A 21,009-nucleotide genomic window follows, 5' to 3' on the forward strand; every position below is an offset into this window, starting at 1 on the left:
GCTCTAGTCTCCCACGCCTTTCGACTCGGATCGTGCCGCGTGACGACCGGTGACTACAGAACGGCCTTCATTGCGGCGACCACGGCCTCCTCGGAGGGCAGCGGAACGCTCTGGTCGCCGTGCAGGAAGATCCGGACCTGCCGCACGGCCTGGCGCAGCAGCATCCCCTCACCGGAGAGGGCGCGGCCGTCTCTCCATGCCGATGCGAGAGCCGACGGCCACGGCGAATAGGCGACGTCGAACAGCACTCCCCCGCTCGCAGACAGCCGCGCAGAGGTCGAGGGGTCGAGCGTCGTGCCACCGGGCAGCGTCGCCACGGTGAGCCCGACGTCGGGCAGGTCGGCATCGAAGGGAGACGCCGAGATCGTGACACCGAGCCGATGCCCGAGGGCCACGAGCGCGGCGGCGCGTTCAGGTCGGCGTGCCCGCACATCGATCGAGCGGGCTCCCGCCTCGACGCACGCGACCAGAGCGGATGAGGCCGTGGCACCGGCGCCGAGGATGCGGACCCGGTCGATGTCGAGCAGACCCTGCTCACCCAGGGCATCGACGATCCCGCCGACATCGGTGTTGAACCCGCTGATCCCACCGGTCAGCAGGAGCGTGTTGACCGCTCCGGTGAGGTCCGCGTAGCGATCGTGCGTTCGCGCGGCTCGATGCGCCTTCTCTTTGAGGGGCATCGTGAGCGAGAGCCCGCGCCACGAATCGTCCAGAGTCTCCAGCGCCTCGATGAACGCCGCCTCGTCGACTCGGCGACGCGTGTACTCCCAGTCGAGACCGAGTGCGGCGTATGCCGCGGCGTGCAGCTGGGGTGACTTGGAATGCGCGATCGGGTCTCCCCACACCGCGAGGCGCCGCTGGGTCATCCGGCCGAGCATCCCCCGTCAGGATTCTCCTGGCACCACTGCTCCCACTTCTCGACGCCCTGGAGGTGCTCCTCATAGGTGACCGAGAACTGGGTCTCGCCGGTGGCGAGGTTCGTCGTCACGAAGTACAGCCACGGACCGTCGGCCGGGTGCATCGCTGCATCGATCGCCGCAAAGCTCGGGCTGGCGATCGGTGTGACCGGCAGGCCGGTGTGCACGTAGGTGTTCCACAGGTTGTCGTCCTCGAGCGCCTCGGCGGAGCTCGAGACGACACCCTCGTGGAGCGAGCCGTATCCGTATTGCGCCGTCGAGTCCATCTGCAGCTTCATGTCGATGTCGAGACGGTTCTCGATCACGCGAGACACCTTCGGGAAGTCTGCGGTGAGGCCCTCGCGCTGGATGATCGACGCGATCGTCAGCACGCGCTGCGCATCCTCGGCGGGCACCCCGGCCTCCGTCAGCGCTTCCTTCGTGCGATCGACCATGCGCTGGATCACCTGCGTGGCGGTCACCTCCGGATCGAACGTGTAGACGGCCGGGAAGAGCCACCCCTCGAGGCTCTGCGCGCTGACACCGTAGGTCGCCGGATCCGCGTCGACCGCAGCCTGAAGCTCTTCGACGGGCATGCCCAGAGACTCGGCCATGTCGGGCAGCGAGGATTCGATGGTCGCGCCCTCGCCGACGCTGGCGGAGTTCTCGCGCTTGTTCTCGGGGTTCTGCAGCGCCTCGAGCGCCGCTTCGGCCGTCATCTTCTCCTTCAGGGAATAGATGCCCGGATAGAAGGTGACCGCGATGTTCTCGGTGACGAGGTAGTCGTAGAAGACATCCTCCGTGCGCGTGACGCCGGCTTCGTACAGCGCCGCCGACACGGGTGCGCCGGTGTCGCCCTCATGGATCGTGACGAGCACCTCGCCGGTGGCCATCCCCGGCTCCCAGTCCTTCGGATCGCCCCAGCCGAGGGCATCGCTGATCTTGTCGCCGTACGCGTTCCACGCCCAGACGCCCGCGCCGACGATGCCGCCGATCACCGCGAGGACGATGACGAGGGCGACGAGGCACCCTGTGCGACGCTTCTTCTTCGCCGGCGGTCGGTTGCCGGTGTGGTCCTCGGGATGTCCGTGGAAGAGGTCCTCCAGACGGCCGCCTGCCGCGGAGCCGTCGCCGGCCCGGGCCGGAGCCCCGTCGCCGGTAGGCCCGCCCGACGGGGCGTCGGAGGCTCGCTCCGCGGAACCCGTCGGATCCGCCGAAGGCTTCGACACGGCGGGGTCTTCGGCAGCGGCCGTCGGCATCGCTCGGGTCGACACGTCCTCACCCGTCGGCGTGTCCGCGGACGGGCGTGCGGGGTCAGTGGACGACTGCGCGGCGGCGGCTTCGCGTGCCGCTCGACGAGACCCGGGTGCGGGTGGCGTGTTGTCCACCGTCGGGATCTGCTGCGCCGGGTCGGGAAGGTTCTCGAACAGGTCACCCAGGCGGGCGTCCGGATCGTGCTGGGGCGAAGCACTCTCACGTTCGGGCATTATCGGGGGGACTCCTCGTCGAGCGGAATCGTGGCACCGGTCGGGTTTCCGGTGCTCTTCTCCGTGTCGATCGCCTGCTGCAGCAGGACCACCGCGGCGATCTGATCCACAATGCTACGAGAGTTCTTCTGTGTTCTGCCCGAAGAACGCAACGCGGCGTGTGCAGTGACCGTGCTGAGCCGCTCGTCCACGAGCCGCACAGGAGTGCCTGTGCGAGCCTGCAGGGCGACCGCGAACTCACGGGAATCCGTCGTCGATGCCGTGTCGGCACCCATTAGGTTGACGGGCAGTCCGACGACGAACTCGAGCACGTCGTAGTCCTCGGCGATCATGGCGATCCGGTCGATCGCCTGCTCGTTCCGCTGCACCGTCTCGACGGGCACCGCGAGCATGCCGTCCGGATCGCAGCGAGCGACCCCGACGCGCGCCCGCCCGACATCGATGCCGATGCGCACCCCGCGGCGGAATCCGCTCACGCTGACTGCAGCTCCTGCGACACGGCCTCCAGCGCCGACTGCAGAGCTGCGACATCGGTGCCACCGCCCTGAGCGACGTCATCACGACCGCCGCCGCCTCCACCGAGCACCGAAGCGGCGCGCTTCGCGAGCGCTCCGGCCTTGGCACCGGCCGCACGGGCGGCGTCGTTCGTCGCGACGACCACCACAGGGCGACCGTTGACCGAGGCCCCGAGCGCGACGACCGCGGCGTCGGAACCGAGGCGGTCCCGGACAGCGAGGACGAGCTCGCGCACGTCATCGGCCGAAGCCACCTCGCCGAGCGACTGCGCAGCGACCCGGAAGGCGCCGACGCGGCTCGCCGCATCGGCGATGGCGGGAACACGACCCGCGCGCTCCTTGGACTCGAACTGCGCGATGCGCTTCTCCGCCGCTTTGAGGCTCGCGGAGAGATCGGCGATGCGCTCGGCGAGCTGATCGCGAGGGGTCTTGAGCGAGGTCGTCAGCTGCGACACGAGCGCACGCTCTGCCGCGAGCTCGCGGAACGCATCCTGACCGACGAGCGCTTCGATGCGTCGGTTCGACGCACCGACGGACGATTCGCCGACGACGCTGACGAGACCGATCTCCGCGCTCGTGCTGACGTGGGTTCCCGCGCACAGCTCGCGAGACCACGGCCCTCCGATGTCGACCATGCGCACGACATCGCCGTACTTCTCGCCGAAGAGAGCCATGGCTCCGGCATCCTTCGCCTCATCGAGCGTCACGATGCGTGTCGTGACCTCGAGGGCGTCGTTGACGGCGCGGTTGGTGATCTCCTCGATCTCGGTGCGCGTGTCAGCCGAGAGCGCCTGCGACCACGAGAAGTCGAACCGCATGTAGCCCGCACGGTTGAGCGACCCGGCCTGCGTCGCCGTCGGACCGAGGGTGTCGCGGAGCGCGGCGTGCACGAGGTGCGTCGCGGAGTGAGCCTGGCGAGCCGCGCGTCGATTCGCCGCATCGACGACGGTGGTGGCCGCATCGTCGACGGCGACGACACCGCGGGTGACCTCGACGGTGTGACTGATGAGTCCGGGCACCGGGCGCTGCACGTCGAGCACCTCGAGCTCGTACCCGGGGCCGACGATCACGCCCTTGTCGGCGACCTGCCCACCGGATTCGGCGTAGAGCGTGGTCTCGGCGAGCACGACCTCGGCGATCTGCCCCTCTGCGGCGCTGCGAACGGTGTGGCCGTCGACGAGGATTCCGAGGATGCGCGAGTCGACCTCGAGCTCGGAGTATCCGTCGAAGCCCGTCTCGCCCAGAGCCCGGAGATCGCGGTACACGGAGACGTCCGCGAGCTGACGCTTGCGATTGCGTGCATCGGCCTTGGCGCGCGAGCGCTGCTCCTGCATGAGGGTGTCGAACGCCTCGCGGTCCACCGCCAGACCCGCTTCCTCGGCGACCTCGAGCGTGAGATCGATAGGGAAGCCGTAGGTGTCGTGCAGCAGGAACGCCTCGGAGCCGCTCAGCGAGGCTCCGCCGCTCTTCTTCGTCTCATCGAGCGCGAGGTCGAGGATCGTGGATCCCGATGCCAGCGTGCGGCGGAAGGTCTCCTCCTCGGCGATCGCCGAAGCGGAGAGAGTCGACCACTCCTTCTCGAGCACGGGGTAGGCGGACTTCATCGCGTCGCGCGAGGTGGCGAAGAGCTCGGGGAACACCGGCTCGTCGACACCGAGCAGACGCATCGAGCGCACAGTGCGACGCATCAGGCGTCGGAGGATGTAGCCGCGGCCCTCGTTGGACGGGCGAACGCCGTCCGACAGCAGCATGAGCGACGAGCGCACGTGGTCGGCGACCACCCGGAAGCGGACGTCGTCTTCGTGCACGGCTCCGTAGCGTCGACCCGAGAGCTCGACAGCGCGGTCGAGCACCGGGCGCACCTGATCGGTCTCGTACATGTTCTCGACGCCCTGCTTGAGGAAGGCGACGCGCTCGAGTCCCATGCCGGTGTCGATGTTCTTCTGGGGCAGCTCCCCCACGATGTCGAACTCGGTCTTGCCCCGGATGTTCTCGATGAAGTCCTGCATGAACACGAGGTTCCAGATCTCGAGGAACCTCGAGTCGTCGGCGGCCGGGCCGCCGTCCTTGCCGTATGCGGGGCCGCGATCGAAGAAGATCTCGGAGTCCGGTCCACCGGGGCCGGGCTGGCCGGTGTTCCAGTAGTTGTCGGCGCGCCCCAGACGCTGGATGCGCTCGGGCTTGAGGCCGATGATGTCACGCCAGATCGCCTCGGCCTCGTCATCCGTCTCATAGACGGTGACCCAGAGGTCCTTCTCGTCGAAGCCGAGGCCGCCGTCGGCCTCGGAGCTCGTCAGGAGCTCCCACGCGTAGCGGATCGCACCCTCTTTGAAGTAGTCGCCGAACGACCAGTTGCCCATCATCTGGAAGAAGGTGCCGTGACGCGCGGTCTTGCCGACCTCTTCGATGTCGTTGGTGCGGATGCACTTCTGCAGATCGGCGATGCGCGGATGCGGTGCGGGCACGACTCCGGTGAGGTACGGGATCATCGGCACCATTCCGGCGACCGTGAACAGGAGCGACGGGTCGTCGCTGACCAGCGAGGCCGAGGGGACGATGAGGTGGTCGTTCTTCTCGAAGAAGTCGAGATACCGCTCCGCGATCTCCGCAGTTTTCATAGGGGTGCCAGGTGTCCTTGCGTACAGGGTGTGGAAGGGCGTGACGACTGACGTGATGTCGCGGCGAGGGCGCCGCGACGGTCAGTCGTCAGAGGGGTCGGTCAGACGAGCCTGCTCCGCGCGGAAGGCATCGCCGACGATCCCCGTGAACTCGTTGAAGCGGGCGTCGACCTCGGCGAGGATCTCATGACCGCGCGGGTCGTTGTTCATGAGATGCGCCGCGACGAAGCCGCCGATCACACCGATCAGGAACCACTGCACGTTCTTCATGTCGCCATCCTTGCCTTTGGCCCGCGTGGGCGCGGTGCTTCCATCGTATGCGGAAACGACAGAAGGCGTCGGGTGACCCCGACGCCTTCTGCGGAAAAGCTGAACTCAGCGAGCTGCGTAGTACTCGACGACGAGCTGCACTTCACAGGTCACGGGGACCTCGGCGCGCTTCGGGCGACGAACCAGGCGAGCCTGGAGCTTGTCGAGCTCTACCTCGAGGTAGCCGGGAACGGGAGGCAGGACCTCGGCGTGACCGCCGGCTGCTGCGACCTGGAAGGGCTCGGTGCCCTCGCTCTTGGCCTTGACGTGGATGAGCTGACCCGGCTTCACGCGGAAGGACGGGCGGTCGACGAGCTGGCCGTCGATGAGGATGTGACGGTGCACGACGAGCTGACGAGCCTGCGCAGTGGTGCGGGCGAAGCCCGAACGCACGACGAGGGCGTCGAGACGCATCTCGAGCAGCTCGACCAGGTTCTCACCGGTCAGGCCCTCCTGACGGCGAGCCTCGTTGAACGTGTTGCGCATCTGCTTCTCGCGGATGCCGTACTGCTCGCGCAGACGCTGCTTCTCACGAAGACGGACGGCGTAGTCGCTGTCAGCCTTGCGCTTGGTGCGGCCGTGCTCGCCCGGAGCGTAGGGACGCTTCTCGAGGTAGCGGGCGGCCTTCGGGGTGAGCGGGATGCCGAGTGCACGGCTCAGACGCACCTTGCGGCGGTCCTGGGACTTCGTGGTCACGAAGTTATCCTTCCGATGACGTGGTCGCGTCTTTCACGACTCACGGACGTATCGTCCGCGTTCTGCCTTGGAGCGCACGCCGGGGCGCCAGCAAGGTGGGGTGTGAACGAGGAGATGCCCGAAAACTTGGTTTCGAGCCGATCCAGTCTAACAGATTCGTGTCACCGGCCGTCGAGGATGCGACGGATGCGCTCCAGGCGCGCCGAGATGTCTCGCTCAGCGCCCAGGTTCTTGGGCTCGTAGTACCGCTTCCCGCGGAGCTCGTCGGGCAGATACTGCTGCGGAAGGATGCCGAACTCGCCGTCGTGCGGGTAGACGTAGCCGCGTCCGTGGCCGAGCCGCTTGGCACCGGGATAGTGGGCGTCGCGCAGGTGCAGCGGCACCCGACCGAACCCGCCGGAGCGGATGTCGGCGATCGCCGCGTCGATTCCCACGTACGCCGCGTTCGACTTGGCGGTCGTGGCGAGGTAGACGGTCGCCTCGGCGAGCGGGATCCGCCCCTCGGGCATGCCGATGAAGGCGACCGCATCGGCGGCGGCGACCGCGATCGAGAGCGCCTGAGGATCGGCGAGACCGACGTCTTCGGACGCCGAGATCACCAGACGCCGCGCGATGAAACGGGGGTCCTCCCCCGCCTCGATCATCCTGGCGAGGTAGTGAAGTGCGGCGTCGGGGTCGGAGCCGCGGATCGACTTGATGAACGCGCTGATGACGTCGTAATGCTCGTCACCCTGACGGTCGTACCGCAGCAGGGCCTTGTCGACGGCCTGAGCGACATCGTCGGCGGTCGCGGCCGGCACCGCGCCTTCCTTGCCCTTCGACAGAGCGACGGCCGCAGCCGCCTCGAGCCCCGTGAGCGCGCGTCGCGCATCGCCGGACGCCAGTCGGATGAGGGCGGCACGCGCGTCATCGGCGAGAGTGACCGCGCCGTTGAGTCCGCGCGCATCGCTCACCGCCCGATCGACGAGCAGTCCGACGTCGTCGTCTGTCAGCGGCTGCAGGGTCAGGAGCAGCGACCGCGACATCAGCGGCGAGATCACCGAGAACGAGGGGTTCTCGGTGGTCGCGGCGATCAGCAGGACCCACCCGTTCTCGACGCCGGGCAGCAGCGCGTCCTGCTGCGCCTTGGTGAATCGATGGATCTCGTCGAGGAACAGGATCGTGGTCTGGCCGTAGAGGTCCCGCTGGGTGATCGCCTCCTGCATGACCTCGCGCACGTCTTTGACGCCGGCGGTGATCGCCGAGAGCTCGACGAACCTGCGCCCGGATGAGCGCGCGATCGCCTGAGCGAGGGTGGTCTTGCCGGTGCCGGGCGGCCCCCACAGGATGATCGAGACGGCGCCCGGCGAGGTGGCAGCGGGATCGGCCAGCGCGACGATGGGAGAACCGGCGCGCAGCAGGTGCTTCTGGCCCGCCACCTCATCGAGCGACACGGGGCGCATGCGCACGGCGAGGGGCGTCTGCCCGGAGAGCAGTGCGGCTGCGGAGGTCATCCGTCCAGGCTAACGCGGGGCACCGACACTTCGGGCAGAACAGGGCGGCGCGATCTCGACGGTAGGCTCTCAGGCGACGTTGCACATTCACGTCGAGTAAGGGAGCACGCAATGGCCGGACGCGGGAAGAGCACGCAGCAGTCGCGCACCGAAGCGGAGCGCGCGCGCCTGCACACAGCCCGCAAGACGTGGCACGAGGGGCAGATCCGCCGCCGTACCCGCGACAACGCGATCGCCGTCGTCGTCGGCGTGCTGATCATCGCCGGCGCCATCGTGAGTCAGGTCGTGCATGCTCAGGTGAACCCGCCAGCGCCCTCCCCTACGCCGACCGTCGAACCGACCGACGCTCCGCTGCCGTCGGACCAGGCGACCCCTGAGCCCGCGCCCACGGACGCCCCTGCCGAGTGACCCGCTGAGCGGCCACCCGGCCACTCTCCCGCGCGTCGTGCGATCCGGAGCGCCCGGTGCTCCGGTCGCCGCTGCGGCGCCGCTCAGTACTCGGTGACCGCGAGACGATAGCCCCGCTTCACCACGGTGTGCACGAGCTCGTTACCGCCGAGCGCCTCCCGCAGCCGTGCGACGGCGACCTCGACCGCGTGTCCGTTGCGCTCCGCCCCCGGGAGCACCCCGCCGAGTTCGGCTCGCGAGAGCACGCGGCCCCCCGCCGAGGCCAGTGCCTCGATCAGCGCGGCCGCCGACCGGGAGAGCGGGATGAACGCACCGTCCACGAGGACTCCGCCGCTGCGCACCTCGACGAGTCCGGCATCGGTCGGCAGAGACGGCGCCTTCCCTCCTCCGAAGTGCGCGATGACGGTCCGGGCGAGCGATCCGAGACGCCCCCGGTCGGCGATCGTGGTGCGAAGGTTCGCGGTGTGCAGAGGCGCGGCGGTGATCGGCCCCACGCAGGCGAGCAGGAGGCGCCCCGACTCGGCGCGCCTCCTGACGCGCTCCAGCGCGCCGGATTCCTCGGCGAACGCGATCCACGATGCCGCTCCCGGGGCCGACGTGAACAGCACGGCGTCTGCCTCCCCGCCGGCCGCCTGAAGCGCCGAGCGTCGCACCACGTCCGGGTCCGGAGGAGGACCCCAGCGGTAGACGGTGATGCTCAGCACCTCTGCGCCGGCATCCGTCAGCAACTCGTCGAGTCCGTCCGCGCCGGCGCCGTGATGCTGCACGAGGATCCGCTTCCCCGCCACTCCGGAGGCGAGGAGGTACTCGCCGACCTCGGCCGATGTCTCGGACTCGGCGACCCAGTCGGCCGTGAAGCCCGCCTGCTGGATCGCACCGTGCGCCTTCGGGCCCCGAGCGACGAAGTGCGCACCCTGCAGGGCTCGGTCGAGCTGCCCGTCGAGGCCGTTCTCGTGCGCGGCATCTATCCATCCGCGGAACCCGACCCCGGTGGTGACGATCACGATGTCCGGTGGAGAAGCGATCACTCGCTCGGTGCGAGCAAGCAGTTCGGCGTCGTCGGAGTTGGTGACGATGCTCAGCGCGGGTGCTCGATGGACGACCGCGCCCCGCCGCTCGAGAGCGGTCGCCAGATCGACCGAGCGACGGTCGGCGGCGACGATGATCGTGCACCCGGCCAGCGCGGAGTCGAGTGCGCGCGCAGTGGTCATGTCATGCTCTCCGCGATCAACGCCGGTGTCGGCAGCAGCAGCCCTGCCCGGGCGACTTCGCCGATCACGATCACGGCCGGATTCACCACCTGGGCCGAGTCCGCATCCGCGGCCGCCTGCGCGAGGGTGCTGCGGATCGTCCGCTGCCTCTCGGTGTGTCCGTTCTCGACGATCGCCACGGGGATGTCCCCCGGCACGCCGTGCGAGACGGCTGAAGCGACCAGGCGAGGCAGCGACGCCACCCCCATCAGGATCACGGTGGTGACGGACGGATCGGACATGGACGCGATCGCGCTCGCGGTGAGGTCGCCGTGGCCGTTGAGGATGTGCACGGCCGACGCGACGCCGCGGTGGGTCACGGGGATGCCCGCGGACTGAGGCACGGAGATCGCACTGCTGACGCCAGGTGTGACACTGACCGGCACGCCGGCGGCCTCACACGCGAGCACCTCTTCGCCCCCGCGCCCGAGAACGAACGGGTCCCCGCCCTTGAGGCGAACCACCCGATGCCCTGCGAGAGCGCGGTCCACCAGGAGAGCGTCGATCTCGTGCTGCGGCACCGGATGATGTCCCGGGCGTTTGCCGACATCGATGATCTCGACATGCGGTGGCAGCTCGTGTCTGAGCTCCTCGAACGGACCGAGGCGATCGGCGATCACGACATCCGCCGCCATGAGCAGTCGGTACGCGCGCACCGTCATGAGATCGGCCGGGCCCGGCCCTCCGCCGATCAGGTCGACCCTGCCCACTCGTGCGCGTCTCATGGGCCCGTGCTCTCCGGTGGCCCGACGTACACGGTGCCGTCGTCGATCGCGACCGGCCACACCCGCAGCGCCGCAGGCGGCTTGCCGTGGGTCTCGAGGCACTCGCCTGTGCGCAGATCGAAGACCTGCTTGTGCAGTGGAGAGGCGACGGTGGGAGTGTCCCCCCGGCTGCCCACGATCCCGCGTGAGATGACGTGCGCACCCGAGAAGGGGTCGAGGTTGTCGACGCCGAGCACCGTCCCGTCGGGAAGGAGGAACAGCGCCACCTGCTGTCCGTCGATGAGAGCCGCGCGACCCCTCTCGACCTCGAGGTCGCCGATCGTGCAGACCCGCACGTGCGTCGCGGCGTCGATCGCGAGGCTCATCGACGCACCTCCAGCGCGGTCCCGGCGATGAGGACCCCGCCGGTGCGGCGCTCTTCCGCGGTGGCCGGACGGATCTGGCCGCGCTCCGAGACATAGGCGAGCGAAGGATCAGGTGTGTCGGCGGCATTCACGAATGACCGGAACCTCTCGAGCTTGAGGGGGTCGGCGAGGGTCGCCGCCCACTCGTCCTCGTAGCGATCGACGTGCTGCGCCATCGCCTCGTCGAGATCGGCGCAGATACCGAGGCTGTCGTCGAAGATCACGCTCCGGAGGCCGTCGAGACCCCCTTCGAGATCCTCGCACCACGGAGCCGTCCGCTGCAGACGATCGGCCGTGCGGATGTAGTACATGAAGAACCGATCGATGGCCGTGATCAACCCCTCGTCGTCGAGATCGGAGGCCAGCAGCTGGGCGTGCCGCGGAGTGAATCCGCCGTTCCCGCCCACGTACATGTTCCATCCGGTCTCGGTGGCGATCACGCCGACGTCCTTGCCCCGCGCCTCGGCGCACTCGCGAGCGCACCCGGACACGCCGAGCTTGAGCTTGTGCGGCGCACGAAGCCCTCGATAGCGGAGCTCGAGCTTGACCGCCATGCCGACGGCGTCGAGCACTCCGTATCGACACCACGTCGAGCCGACGCACGACTTCACCGTGCGCAGCGATTTGCCGTACGCCTGGCCCGATTCGAAGCCGGCGTCGACCAGACGCTGCCAGATCAGTGGCAGCTGCTCCAGCCGCGCCCCGAACATGTCGATGCGCTGACCGCCGGTGATCTTCGTGTACAGCGCGAAGTCCTTGGCGATCTGCCCGATCGCGATCAGTCCCTCCGGAGTGACCTCTCCGCCGGCCATCCTCGGCACGACGGAGTAGGTGCCGTCCTTCTGCATGTTGGCCATCACATGGTCGTTGGTGTCCTGCAGCGTGGCGTTCTCTCCGTCGAGCACATGGGCTCCGACGAGGACGGACAGGATGCTGGCGATCGCCGGCTTGCAGATGTCGCACCCGCGCCCGCGCCCGAACCGGTCGACGATCGCACTGAACGTCGTGAGCTGCGCGACCCGCACCGCGTCGAACAGCTGGCGGCGCGAGAGATCGAAGTGCTCGCACAGCGCGTGCGACACGGTCTGACCGAGCTTCGTCAGCTCCTGACCGACGACCTTCTTGACCATCAGGACGCAGGACCCACAGGTGGCGCCTGCCTTCGTGCACCCCTTCACTGCGGCGGCATCGGTGCAGCCCTCCTCGTGCACCGCCTGGCGGATGCGCCCAGCCGTCACGTTGGAGCACGAGCAGACGACGGCCTCGTCCGGCAGCTCGCCGCCGGGCGCCTCGTTGCCACCTTCCGGCAGCAGGTACGCGGCAGGGTCCGCCCCGAGCTTCGCCCCCACCAGGGGGCGCAGCGCGCCGTAGGCTGCCGCGTCTCCGACGAGGATCCCACCGAGCAGCGTCTGCGCGTCGTCCGACAGCACGAGCTTCTTGTAGACCCCGGCCACCGGATCGGCATAGACGACGTCGAGAGCGTTCGGAGTGGTCGCCATCGCATCGCCGAAGCTCGCGACGTCGACGCCCGAGAGCTTGAGCTTCGAGGAGTCGTCGTATCCGGGGAACGCCGCGTCACCGCCGAGGAGTCGGGTGGCTGCGACCTCCGCCATCGCATAGCCGGGTGCCACGAGACCGACGCAGCGACCCTCGAAGCTGGCGACCTCGCCGATCGCCAGGATGTGCGGGTCGGAGGTCGAGCACCGGTCGTCGATGATGATGCCACCCCGCGGATCCACGAGCATCTCCGCGTTGCGTGCGAGCTCGTCGCGCGGGCGGACACCCACCGTGAAGACGACGACGTCGGCTCTCTCGACCGAACCGTCCTGGAACTCGAGTGCGGTGACCGCACCCGACTCGTCAGGATCGAGACGCGTCGTGCGCGACTGAGTGCGCACCGAGATCCCTCGCGCCTCGAGCAGTCGCTTGAGCATTCCTCCACCTGCGGAGTCCAGCTGCGCCGACATCAGGCGATCCGAGTACTGCACGACGGTCGCCTCCACGTCCATCCCCTGCAGTGCGCCTGCGGCCTCGAGACCGAGGAGACCTCCGCCGATGACGGCGCCGCGCAGCGGACGGCCGAGCATCCGGCTCCGCGCCGAGACGAACTCCTTGAGCGAGTGCACATCTTCGAGGGTGCGGTAGACGAAGCACCCTGGCAGGTCGGCCCCGTCGACGGCGACCTTGGCGGCGTAGGAGCCTGTGGCGAGCACGAGCGTGTCGTACGGGATGCTCCTGCGCGATCTGGTCGTGACGGTGCGAGCCGAACGGTCGATCCGCAGCACCCTGTCATCGGCCATGAACCGCACGCGGAAGTCGTCGAAGACCGAGGGATCGAGCTCGAGATCCTCCGGCGTCGCCCCAGAGAAGAATCCGGTGAGACCGACCCGGTCGTAGGGCCGGCGCGCCTCGTCGCCGATGACCGTCACATGCATCGGCGTGTCAGCCCGGCTGATCAGGCTCTCGACGAACCGGTGGGCGACCATACCGGCACCCACGACGACGATCTCCTTGGGGGTGAGGAAGACCTCGTTCATACTGCTCCAATCGCCGGGGGACGTCGTGAAGGCGACGATAGGAGCCTGGTGTTTCCCGCATGTGACGCCCGGTGTTTCGTGCGTCGAACGATTCGCTCACAGATCGGTAACGGCCATTGTGAGATCCGACCACCACATTGCAACCTCGCTCTCGTACTAGGCTGAAGCTCGTCCTTTCCGCCTCCCGCGGGCCCTACCGCGCAAGGAGAATCACCGTGTCTGCCACAGAGCCGTCGAAGCCGACTCCCCCCGTTCCCGCTCCCCCGGCTGCGCCCCTGCCGCGAAAGGTGCCGACGCCGGCTGCCGTCGCGCCGGCCGCGGCCGCCGCCAGCGCCGCGTCGTCGTCCGACGCCGCCAAGTGGGGTCGCRTCACAGACGACGGCACCGTCGAGGTCCGCGAAGGCGCGGACTGGCGCGTCGTCGGACAGTACCCTGACGGCACCCCCGACGAGGCGCTCGCCTACTTCGTGCGCAAGTACGAGGACATCGCTTTCAAGGTGCACACGCTCGAGCAGCGCCATCAGGCCGGGGGCGCCTCCGCCGCCGACCTCGTCAAGCAGGCGGGCCACCTTCTCGCCGAGGCGACGGATGCGGCCGCCGTCGGCGACCTCGCCGGACTCCGCGAGCGACTGAACGCCCTGACCTCCTCGCTCTCCGAGGCGACGGCTCAGGAGGCCCAGCAGGCGAAGGAACTGGTCGACAAGGCCATCGCCGATCGCACGGCCCTCGTCGAGCGTGCCGAGGAGATCGCCGCCCGCGACCTGTCGAAGGTGCAGTGGAAGCAGGTCACCGCTGAGCTCGGCGAGCTCTTCGACGCCTGGCAGGCACAGCAGCAGAACGGTCCGCGCCTGTCGAAGGGCGTCTCGCAGCAGCTCTGGAAGCGGTTCCGCGATGCACGCGGCACGGTCGACAAGGCACGCCGCGCGTTCTACTCCGAGCTCGACGACACGCACAAGACCGCCCGCGACGCGAAGACTCGTCTGGTCGAGCGCGCAGAGGCACTCGCACCGCGCGGCGTCGACGGCATCCCTGCGTACCGCACCCTGCTCGACGAATGGAAGGCCGCCGGCCGCGCCGGACGCAAGGCAGACGACGCGCTGTGGGCACGGTTCAAGGCGGCGGGAGACGCGCTGTACTCGGCACGGGCCGAGCAGTCGGCTGCGGAAGAGGCAGACTCCGCTCCGAAGATCGAGGCTCGCCAGGCTCTGCTCGAAGAGGCGAAGGCCGTGGCCGATGAGCCCAACATCAAGCGCGCCCGCGCGCTGCTCACCGGCATCCAGCGCCAGTGGGACGAGATCGGTCGCATCTTCCCCCGAGACAAGGAGCGGGCGCTCGACGATCGCCTCCGCGTGATCGAGCAGGCTCTCAAGGCTCGTGAAGAAGTCGACTGGAAGAAGAACAACCCCGAGACCAAGGCGCGCGCCAACGACATGAGCTCGCAGCTCCTCGAGGCGATCGAGAAGCTCGAGGCCGAGCTCGCCGCCGCAGAGAAGTCGGGAGACAAGAAGGCCGCCAAGGCCGCAGCGGATGCTCTCGAAGCGCGCCGCGCCTGGCTGAACGCGCTCGGCGGCTGACCTTCTCCACAGATCCTCCGATCGACACGGAACGCGGGGTGCACCGCGCCAGACTGGCGTGATGCACCCCGCGTTCCTGTATCTGCCCGGTGAACGGCTCACGATCCCCGAGCTCAGCGCGGCGAGGATCGACGGGCACCTGGTCGATCTCGGCGAGGGCTACATTCCCGCCGATCTCATCGAGAGCCCGAGCGCGAGGGCGGCTGCGATCGCGGCCCTCGTCCCCGCCGACACAGCTGCCTCCGGTCCATCGGCCGCATGGATTCACGGGGCCGGTGATGCTCCGCCCGCTCGCCACCATGTCCGACGTGCGGTCGGCCACCGCATCCGCGCAGCGCTGCCCCCTCGGGTGATTCTGCACGACACCGCGCTGTCTCGCACGCACATCGAGCTGATCGGCGGGGTGCCCGTCATGACGCCCCAGCGCACGATGGTCGATCTCGCCCTCGGCCTGCACCGCGACGAGTCGCTGCGGCGATGGATGCTGCTGCTGGCCGACACCGAGCCGGCCCTCGTCTCGGTCGCACTCAGCGAGATCGACACCATGATCCGCGTGCCGGGAAAGCGGGCCGGTCGCGGTGCACTCGAAAGGCTCCTCGTCAGGACGAGGTGACGCGGTAGACGTCGTACACCGCATCGATGCGACGCACGGCGTTCAGCACGCGGTCGAGGTGCACGGCATCGCCCATCTCGAACACGAAGCGGCTGATCGCGAGGCGCTCGTCCGTGGTGCTGACCGTCGCCGACAGGATGTTGACGTGGTGCTCACTGAGCACACGGGTCACATCCGAGAGAAGACCCGAACGGTCGAGAGCCTCGACCTGGATCTGCACGCGGAACACGCTCTTGGTCGTCGGCGCCCAGGACACCTCGACGAATCGGTCCTCGTCGCTCTCGAGCGCCTTGACGTTCGGGCAATCCGTGCGGTGCACCGACACGCCACTGCCACGGGTGACGAACCCGACGATCGCGTCGCCGGGCACCGGGGTGCAGCACTTCGCGACCTTGACCAGGATGTCGGATGCACCACGCACGAGCACTCCGGAATCGCCGGAGCGGGGCTCGCGCGAGGGCATGCTGCCAGGGAGGTCGATCGGACCTGTGGCGGGGTCGGTCGCCGCGACCAGCGCGGTGACCTTCTCGAGCACCGACTGCGTCGAGACATGCCCCTCGCCCACAGCGGCATACAGGGCCGAGACGTCCTCGTAGCGGAGCTGGTGGGCTACCTCGGCGAACGAGTCCTGGCTCATCAACCGCTGCAGCGGCATGTTCTGGCGGCGCATCGCGCGAGCGATGGCCTCCTTGCCCTGCTCGATGGCCTCTTCACGACGTTCCTTCGTGAACCATCCGCGGATCTTGTTACGCGCGCGAGTGCTCTTGACGAAGCCGAGCCAATCCTGACTCGGACCGGCGTCGGGGTTCTTCGAGGTGAAGACCTCGACCACATCGCCGCTCTTGAGCTCCGACTCCAGCGGCACGAGACGACCGTTGACCTTCGAGCCCATCGTGCGGTGACCGATCTCGGTGTGCACGGCATAGGCGAAGTCGACGGGTGTCGCACCGGCCGGGAGACCGACCACGCGACCCTTGGGAGTGAAGACGTAGACCTCTTTGGCGCCGATCTCGAACCGCAGGGAGTCGAGGAACTCCCCCGGGTCGGCCGTCTCGGCCTGCCAGTCGGAGATGTGGGCGAGCCAGGCCATGTCGCTGTCCGACGCGCGGACCTCGGCCTTCCCGCCGTTCATCCGCTCCTTGTACATCCAGTGTGCGGCGACACCGTACTCCGCCTGCTGGTGCATCTCATGCGTGCGGATCTGGATCTCGACCGTGCGTCCGGACGGACCGATCACCGTGGTGTGCAGCGACTGGTACAGGTTGAACTTCGGGGTCGCGATGTAGTCCTTGAAGCGCCCGGGAAGAGGGGTCCACCGCGCGTGGATCGCCCCGAGCACGGCGTAGCAGTCGCGAACGGAGGCGACGAGCACCCGGATGCCGATGAGGTCGTAGATGTCGTCGAACTCGCGGCCTCGCACCACCATCTTCTGGTAGACGGAGTACAGCTGCTTCGGGCGTCCGACGACCTTGCCGCGGATGCGCAGATCGCGCAGATCCTCGTCGATCTCCTCGACGACCTGAGCGAGATACTTCTCGCGCTGCGGCGTGCGCTGCGCGATGAGGTTGTGGATCTCGTTGTAGATCTTCGGATGCAGCACGGCGAACGAGAGGTCTTCGAGCTCCGACTTGATCGCCTGGATGCCGAGGCGGTTGGCGAGAGGCGCGTAGATCTCGAGCGTCTCCTTCGCCTTCTTCGCGGCCTTCTCAGGAGGGACGAAGCCCCAGGTGCGGGCGTTGTGCAGCCGGTCGGCGAGCTTGATCAGCAGAACGCGGATGTCCTTCGACATCGCGACGATCATCTTGCGGACGGTCTCGGCCTGCGCGCTCTCGCCGTACTTGACCTTGTCGAGCTTGGTGACGCCGTCGACGAGCATCGCGACCTCGTCGCCGAACTCCGCGGTGAGGTCGGTGAGGGCGTAGCCGGTGTCCTCGACGGTGTCGTGCAGCAGCGCTGCGGCGATCGCTCGAGGGCCGAGGCCCATCTCGGCGAGGATCTGTGCGACAGCGAGCGGGTGCGTGATGTACGGCTCACCGCTCTGCCGCTGCTGCCCTGCGTGCTTCTCCTTCGCGACGGCGTAGGCGCGTTCGATGACGGCCAGATCGCCCTTGGGGTGATTCGCACGCACCGTGCGGATCAGATTGTCGAGGTCGTTGATCCTGGGCGCGCGGGAGAAGATGCGGGGAACCAGTCGTCTCAGGCTGGAGCCCTGCGACGCCGTCTGCGGTTCCGCCATCCGCTCACCTCCGAATCACAACAGTTTACGCGTGCCCTGCGGGGTGCGGCCCCGAGGAGCGGGGACGATCAGGCTTCTGCGGCTGCGAGGCTTCGCGCCTCGCGGATCTTCGCGTCGCGCGCCGCGATCTGCGGCTCGTTCTCGCGGAACAGCGAGTAGAGCGGAGCAGCCACGAACAGCGTCGAGTAGGTCGCGACCAGGATGCCGACGAAGATCGAGAGCGAGATGTCCGTGAGCGACTCGGCACCGAGCCAGAAGGCGCCGATGAAGAGCACCGCTCCCACCGGCAGAGCGGCCACGACCGAGGTGTTGATCGATCGGACCAGCGTCTGGTTCACCGCGAGGTTGACCGACTCGCCGAACGTCCGAGACGAGTTCTCGCCGTCCTCCGTCGTGTTCTCCCTGATCTTGTCGAACACCACCGTCGTGTCGTACAGCGAATAGGCGAGGATCGTGAGGAAACCGATCACCGCCGGGGGCGAGATCTCGAAACCGGCGAGGGCGTAGACGCCGACGGTGATCACGAGCACATCCAGAAGGCCGACGATCGCAGCCGCGGACATCTTCCAGGTGCGGAAGTAGATGGCGAGGATCAGGAAGGTCAGTGCGAGGAAGATCGCAAGTCCCCACAACGACTGCCTGGTGACGTTCTCGCCCCATGCTGGGCCGATGAACGACGACGTCACGCTGTCGGGTTCGACTCCGAAGGCATCGGCCAGAGCGTTGGAGACCTGCTGGGTCTCATCCGCGCCCATCTGATCGGTCTGCACGCGGATGTCACTGCCGTTGATGACGACGACCTTGGTCGCTGCACCCGGCACGACGGACTGCACCGCGTCGGTCGCGGTCCGCTGGTTGGTGCTGTCGGGCGCCTGAACCGTGAACTGCGACCCGCCGGTGAACTCGATCGAGAACTGGATCGGGCGCAGGAGGGGCACCAGCGCCGAACCGACGACCAGGGCGATCGCGATGATGAACCACAGGCGGCGCTTGGCGACGAACGGGAAAGAGGTCTTTCCCGAGTACAGGTTGTTGCCGAACTCATTCATGGAAGCCATCAGGCGTCCCCCTCGCTTCCGGTGCGGCTGGATCTGTCACCGGCTAGTGCTTCCGCGCGCTTGCGCTCTGCGATGGTCTGACGGCGCTCGGCTTCACCCTTGGCCCTGGCGTTCTTCGCACCGCGCCCCGCCGTGGCGGTCGGCACCTGACGGAACTGCGACCGGCTGCGGTACACCGCGCCCAGCGATTCGGGGTCGAGGCCGGAGAGCTTGTGTCCGCCGCCGAAGAACTTCGTGCGAGCGAGCAGCTGCATCACCGGGTGGGTGAAGATCACGAAGATGAACACGTCGATGAGGGTCGTCAGGCCCAGTGTGAAGGCGAAGCCCTTCACCGTGGAGTCAGCGAGGATGTATAGCACGACGGCCGCGAGGATGTTGATCGACTTCGAGATGTAGATGGTCCGCTTGGCTCTGCCCCAGCCGTCTTCGACCGCCGAAGTGATCGACTTGCCGTCGCGCAGCTCGTCTCGGATCCTCTCGAAGTAGACGATGAAGGAGTCGGCGGTGAAGCCGATCGAGACGATGAGACCCGCGACGCCGGCGAGCGACAGGCGGAACCCGAGTCGCCACGCGAGGATGCAGATGATGACGTAGGTCAGCACCGCCATCACGGCGATCGAGGCGATGATCACGGTTCCGAGCGCGCGATACACGATCAGCGAGTAGATCGCCACGAGAGCGAGACCGATGAGTCCGGCGATGAGGCCGATCTGGAGCTGCTGTGTGCCCAGGGTCGCCGAGATCGTGTCGGAGCTCTGCACCTCGAAGCTGAGCGGCAGCGCGCCGAACTTGAGCTGGTCAGCCAGGGCGGTCGCGGATTCCTGGGTGAAGTCGCCCGAGATGCTGGGGCGGCCGTCGAGGATCTGCCCGTTCATGCGCGGTGCGCTGATGACGGACCCGTCGAGGACGAAGGCGAACTGGTCACGCGGCGAGAGCTCAGCCAGGCGGTTCTGGTTGAGGCGGGTGCTGACCTCGCCGAATGCCTCGGCGCCGTCTCCGTTCATGGTGAGCTGGACGAGCCATGCGCCCGTCCTCGGGTCACGGCCTGCCGAGGCGTCCGTGATCGCATCGCCCGTGAGCTCGGTCGGTCCCAGCAGGTACTTCGCCTGCCCGGAGGGATCGCACGCGATGAGCGGCTGATCCTTGGGCGCGTTCGAGGGGTCGTTGTCGGGGTTGGCGCAGTCGTAGGCCTGGAACTCTGCGGCCAGCCGGTCTGTCACCCATGCGAGGTCGCTCGCATCCGTCGGCTCGGCCGTCGGCGTCGCGTTCAGCGAGTCGTCCGGAGTCGGATAGGCCGTCTCGTTGCCGTCTTCACCCACGTACTGGTTGGTGCCTGCGGTCGTGGCGAGCACCGGGCGGAACTCGAGCTGCGCGCTGGACTGGATCCGGGCACGCGTCTGCTCGTCGGCGACACCCGGGATCTGGACCACGATGTTGCGGCCGCCCTCAGTGGTGATGTCTGCCTCGGCCACGCCAGACGCGTCGACGCGCTGTCGGATGATCGCCGCGGCCTGATCGAGCTGCTCCGGCGAGGGCGCAGCTCCGTCTTCGGTCTCCGCGCTCAGCACGATCTGCGTGCCGCCCTGGAGGTCGAGCGCGAGCTCAGGAGACCAGGAGCTCTTCTCGAACACGTGGACGCCGAGAGCGTTGATGCCGAAGAGGACGCCCGTCACCAGGAGCAGGCCCATGAGGACCCGCCAGGCATGACGGACCGGGGAAGAAGTGGCCACGTGTGATCAGCTTTCTAAGATGCCGGAGTGCCGAAGTCGTGCAGCGCGAAGACTACTTGTCGTCGGCGTCGCGCTCGAGACGACGACGGGTCTCTTCGGTGGTCTCGATCGCAGGAGCGTCATCGACGATGGGCGCCTCATCGACCACGACGACCGAGTCGTCAGCATCCTCGACGACGGCGTCCTTGGGCTCGACGATGCGGAGGATCGCCTGGCTGTGCACCTCGATGACCGTGCCGGGCGCGATCTCGACGAGCGCGGGCGAGTCGAGGTCATCGTGGTCGTACGCCACGATCGTTCCGTAGAGACCGCCCTGCAGGAGCACCTTGACACCGGGAACCGTCTTGGTGGCCTTCTCCTCCTGCTCCGCCTTCATCTGCTTCTGGCGCTTGCGTCCGTTGACGAACATGAACACGACGAGCACGGCGAGAAGGCCGAAGAGGAGGATTTCCATGGGCAT

At 68.0% G+C, this 21,009-nt stretch carries 18 protein-coding genes; 3 read left to right on the forward strand and 15 right to left on the reverse strand.

Annotation, left to right across the window (positions count from 1 at the left end):
• Nucleotides 1–53: 53 nt before the first annotated feature.
• The 7 genes from AC04ME_RS11040 to AC04ME_RS11070 all read right to left on the reverse strand — a co-directional run bounded on the left by AC04ME_RS11040 (nucleotide 54) and on the right by AC04ME_RS11070 (nucleotide 8,014).
• Nucleotides 54–866 carry a shikimate dehydrogenase gene (locus AC04ME_RS11040; protein WP_475434965.1) on the reverse strand — a complete coding sequence of 271 codons (813 nt, stop codon included), beginning with the start codon at nucleotides 864–866 and terminating at the stop codon, nucleotides 54–56.
• The gene (gene mltG / locus AC04ME_RS11045) at nucleotides 863–2,383 is read right to left on the reverse strand and encodes an endolytic transglycosylase MltG (RefSeq protein ID WP_475434967.1); all 1,521 of its coding nucleotides are present in this window, start codon (nucleotides 2,381–2,383) and stop codon (nucleotides 863–865) included. The genes AC04ME_RS11040 and mltG overlap by 4 nt, the downstream gene beginning before the upstream one ends.
• Nucleotides 2,383–2,859, reverse strand: a complete 477-nt coding sequence (gene ruvX / locus AC04ME_RS11050; protein WP_042536612.1) for a Holliday junction resolvase RuvX — start codon at nucleotides 2,857–2,859, stop codon at nucleotides 2,383–2,385. The genes mltG and ruvX overlap by 1 nt, the downstream gene beginning before the upstream one ends.
• A complete protein-coding gene (alaS, locus tag AC04ME_RS11055; protein WP_056376934.1) occupies nucleotides 2,856–5,516 on the reverse strand; it encodes an alanine--tRNA ligase in 2,661 nt (886 codons plus the stop codon). The genes ruvX and alaS overlap by 4 nt, the downstream gene beginning before the upstream one ends.
• An 81-nt stretch (nucleotides 5,517–5,597) precedes the next feature.
• On the reverse strand, nucleotides 5,598–5,786 hold the full coding sequence (locus AC04ME_RS11060) for a hypothetical protein (RefSeq protein WP_056376937.1): 189 nt from the start codon (nucleotides 5,784–5,786) through the stop codon (nucleotides 5,598–5,600).
• A 105-nt stretch (nucleotides 5,787–5,891) separates the two neighbouring features.
• On the reverse strand, nucleotides 5,892–6,521 hold the full coding sequence (gene rpsD / locus AC04ME_RS11065) for a 30S ribosomal protein S4 (RefSeq protein ID WP_475434970.1): 630 nt from the start codon (nucleotides 6,519–6,521) through the stop codon (nucleotides 5,892–5,894).
• Nucleotides 6,522–6,682: 161 nt separating this feature from the next.
• Nucleotides 6,683–8,014, reverse strand: coding sequence for a replication-associated recombination protein A (locus AC04ME_RS11070; protein ID WP_079112820.1), 1,332 nt, complete (start codon nucleotides 8,012–8,014; stop codon nucleotides 6,683–6,685).
• A 111-nt stretch (nucleotides 8,015–8,125) separates the two neighbouring features.
• Here AC04ME_RS11070 and AC04ME_RS11075 point away from each other — a divergent pair, with 111 nt between their 5' ends.
• The gene (locus AC04ME_RS11075) at nucleotides 8,126–8,422 is read left to right on the forward strand and encodes a hypothetical protein (RefSeq protein ID WP_042540565.1); all 297 of its coding nucleotides are present in this window, start codon (nucleotides 8,126–8,128) and stop codon (nucleotides 8,420–8,422) included.
• Between the two features lie 83 nt (nucleotides 8,423–8,505).
• Here the strand turns inward: AC04ME_RS11075 and AC04ME_RS11080 are convergent, their stop codons facing one another.
• From AC04ME_RS11080 to nirB, 4 genes are read right to left on the reverse strand one after another with little or no spacing between them, the layout of a single operon-like run.
• Complete coding sequence (locus AC04ME_RS11080) at nucleotides 8,506–9,633, reverse strand: uroporphyrinogen-III synthase (protein WP_475434972.1); 1,128 nt, start codon at nucleotides 9,631–9,633, stop codon at nucleotides 8,506–8,508.
• On the reverse strand, nucleotides 9,630–10,397 hold the full coding sequence (gene cobA, locus AC04ME_RS11085) for a uroporphyrinogen-III C-methyltransferase (RefSeq protein WP_475434974.1): 768 nt from the start codon (nucleotides 10,395–10,397) through the stop codon (nucleotides 9,630–9,632). The genes AC04ME_RS11080 and cobA overlap by 4 nt, the downstream gene beginning before the upstream one ends.
• Complete coding sequence (gene nirD, locus AC04ME_RS11090) at nucleotides 10,394–10,762, reverse strand: nitrite reductase small subunit NirD (RefSeq protein ID WP_079112824.1); 369 nt, start codon at nucleotides 10,760–10,762, stop codon at nucleotides 10,394–10,396. The genes cobA and nirD overlap by 4 nt, the downstream gene beginning before the upstream one ends.
• Entirely contained in the window at nucleotides 10,759–13,338 is a 2,580-nt protein-coding gene (gene nirB, locus AC04ME_RS11095; RefSeq protein ID WP_309688690.1) for a nitrite reductase large subunit NirB, read from the reverse strand. The genes nirD and nirB overlap by 4 nt, the downstream gene beginning before the upstream one ends.
• Nucleotides 13,339–13,553: 215 nt before the next feature.
• Between nirB and AC04ME_RS11100 the strand changes: the two genes are divergently transcribed.
• On the forward strand, nucleotides 13,554–14,912 hold the full coding sequence (locus tag AC04ME_RS11100; RefSeq protein WP_475434977.1) for a DUF349 domain-containing protein: 1,359 nt from the start codon (nucleotides 13,554–13,556) through the stop codon (nucleotides 14,910–14,912).
• Nucleotides 14,913–14,973: 61 nt separating this feature from the next.
• A complete protein-coding gene (locus AC04ME_RS11105; protein ID WP_052492944.1) occupies nucleotides 14,974–15,525 on the forward strand; it encodes a type IV toxin-antitoxin system AbiEi family antitoxin in 552 nt (183 codons plus the stop codon).
• On the opposite strand, the gene AC04ME_RS11110 is transcribed toward AC04ME_RS11105, so the two are convergent.
• The 4 genes from AC04ME_RS11110 to AC04ME_RS11125 all read right to left on the reverse strand — a co-directional run bounded on the left by AC04ME_RS11110 (nucleotide 15,512) and on the right by AC04ME_RS11125 (nucleotide 21,003).
• Nucleotides 15,512–17,761 (reverse strand): RelA/SpoT family protein, encoded by a 2,250-nt coding sequence (locus AC04ME_RS11110; protein ID WP_042540575.1) that lies wholly within the window; start codon nucleotides 17,759–17,761, stop codon nucleotides 15,512–15,514. The two genes, AC04ME_RS11105 and AC04ME_RS11110, sit on opposite strands and share 14 nt — an antisense overlap.
• A gap of 68 nt (nucleotides 17,762–17,829) precedes the next feature.
• The gene (gene secF, locus AC04ME_RS11115; protein WP_475434980.1) at nucleotides 17,830–18,819 is read right to left on the reverse strand and encodes a protein translocase subunit SecF; all 990 of its coding nucleotides are present in this window, start codon (nucleotides 18,817–18,819) and stop codon (nucleotides 17,830–17,832) included.
• Nucleotides 18,819–20,549 carry a protein translocase subunit SecD gene (gene secD, locus AC04ME_RS11120; protein WP_309688701.1) on the reverse strand — a complete coding sequence of 577 codons (1,731 nt, stop codon included), beginning with the start codon at nucleotides 20,547–20,549 and terminating at the stop codon, nucleotides 18,819–18,821. The genes secF and secD overlap by 1 nt, the downstream gene beginning before the upstream one ends.
• A gap of 52 nt (nucleotides 20,550–20,601) precedes the next feature.
• The gene (locus AC04ME_RS11125) at nucleotides 20,602–21,003 is read right to left on the reverse strand and encodes a preprotein translocase subunit YajC (protein WP_042540582.1); all 402 of its coding nucleotides are present in this window, start codon (nucleotides 21,001–21,003) and stop codon (nucleotides 20,602–20,604) included.
• Nucleotides 21,004–21,009 lie beyond the last annotated feature (6 nt).

It is taken from the genome of Microbacterium sp. LjRoot205 (assembly GCF_056175745.1).